This window comes from Limnospira sp. (assembly GCF_051859755.1).
Lineage (GTDB): Bacteria > Cyanobacteriota > Cyanobacteriia > Cyanobacteriales > Microcoleaceae > Limnospira > Limnospira fusiformis.
This window is the reverse complement of the sequence record NZ_JBIMLI010000298.1, coordinates 1-1926: the sequence shown is the minus strand read 5'-3', so window position 1 is coordinate 1926 and position 1926 is coordinate 1. Positions and strand designations below refer to the sequence as shown.

The window sequence follows — 1926 nt, the reverse complement described above, 5'->3', positions numbered from 1 at the left end:
ACCAACATAATCACCTTACCCAAAAATCTTAGTCGTAGGTTGTAGGTAAAGCTATCTGTTAGGGGTAAAGTAGTTCTGGGTATTATCTGGACATGATAGGGTAAGCATTCATATAAACCCGTAATTAGACTGTTGCAGTTAGACTGTTGGCACTTGACCTAATGAAAAAATTGACATTTAATGAGACTGTTGCAGTTAGACTGTTAGCAAAAAATACATAGACACCCCCTACAGTCAGAAACCATAGGGGGTGATTAAGTTATTGGGGTATGTGGTTAGCTGTTAGGCTGTTAGGCTGTTAGGTGTTAGGGCTTACGCCAACCATCATCATCAATATCATCTCTGTTGATTGGGAGATGGGGTGATTGCTTTTTATCTTCTATAGCACTAGTCAATACGGTTAGGACGCAGCCTTGAGAACAGAATCCATGGCATCATGGAGAGAATCAAACTGCGTCCTAACCACCTTGACTAATGCTATAGTGCCTTTCGACGCCGACAAAATCTCTACGCCAAAACGCCATCAGGACTCGAGCGAGCACTCTCGGTACAGCGTTTAATCCATAATTGGGTTAGACCGCGATGGTCGAGTTGGGAGACTCCTGCCATGGCGCTCGGTTTCGCCTCACGAGCGGTGAGTGTTGGCCCAAGGCTTTCTCTGAGGAGCTTTCGAGACTTGCCACCTTAAGTGACCAGTACCGTCAAATTAGGAGCCGTGTGCTGGGAAACTCGCAAGCACGGTTTTGTATGGGAGGGGGAGATGGCGACATCTCTCTCGACCCCTACTCAAATAGTCTCACGTTGGGTGCATCTCAGTTAAGAAATGAGTAATTGTACTTAGTGCAACCTTCACCCACAGCCCTACATAATGAGCGAAGCACCACTCACCCTCCCTCTACTCATGGATTCTCAGAAACCAGCTCAACTCCAGCAACACCTTGACGCGATTGCGGCCATTCTCTACAGCGAAGCTAACCCTGCTGAACTCACCGCCCTTGAAGCCATTGAGAAGAGTGTTCGTGCTCTTACTCAAGAACACGTCTTGCCTCAACTAGGAGTTTTTTTATCGACCAGGCAACAGACCGCCACAGCGGAAAACAACTCACCCTGACCAGTATCCTCGGTAAACTCACCCTCACTACCGCTCAAGGTCAACAACTGCAAGTGAAGCCAGGGACTCGTTGGAGTCCATACTTTGAGAAGTGTTGCTTGCTCGTTAGTGCTAATAACGCTTACCAACGAGCCGAAGAGGATATCACGATACTGACCGGGATGAGCATCTCCCACAGTACGCTCCAACGCCTTGTACAGCGAGAGGACTGGTGTGAGGTGGAGATAACTGACCCCCCACACGGAACTGAGCCTAGATGGAGGAATGGTTCGCCTGCCCACTGAGGAGAGTCAACCCTGTGAGTGGAGAGAATACAAAGGGTTAAATGTTCATGAGCAAGGGGGTGTAGCGTTCTTTAAAGATAATCAAGGACTACTGGAGTGGGGTGAATGCCCAACCCCTAGGGGAGCAGTTTACCTGTCTTGGAGATGGTCATGAGGGGGTGTGGAACATTGTCAGTGAGATGGGGACATCACAGCAACGGATGGAAGTGCTCGATTGGTATCTAATAATGGAAAATGCCAACAAGGTGCAAGGAACACCGGCTCAACAGTCGCAGATGCGAGCACTGCTATGGCGAGGAGAGACCCAGAAGGCAATTGAGTATCTACGCCCAGAGCCATGTCGGGGAGCGACGGGGTTTATCAATTACTTAAAGCATCACCAGACTAGGATTATAGACTACCAGGCTGGGCAGGAAGCGGGGCAATCGATTGGTTGGGGTCGGGTGGAGTCGTTGGTGAAACAAATTGGGATGAGGGTGAAGTTGCCGGGGGCACAATGGCGAAGGGAGAATGTGCCGAAGGTGTTGAGGC

2 pseudogenes are annotated in these 1926 nt (G+C 49.3%); both read left to right on the top strand.

The window, feature by feature from the left end:
• Positions 1-481: 481 nt before the first annotated feature.
• Positions 482-688 (top strand): annotated as a pseudogene (locus ACTIE0_RS24080) (IS1 family transposase); the annotation flags it as partial.
• Between the two features lie 213 nt (positions 689-901).
• Positions 902-1926, top strand: a pseudogene (locus ACTIE0_RS24075) (ISKra4 family transposase); the annotation flags it as partial.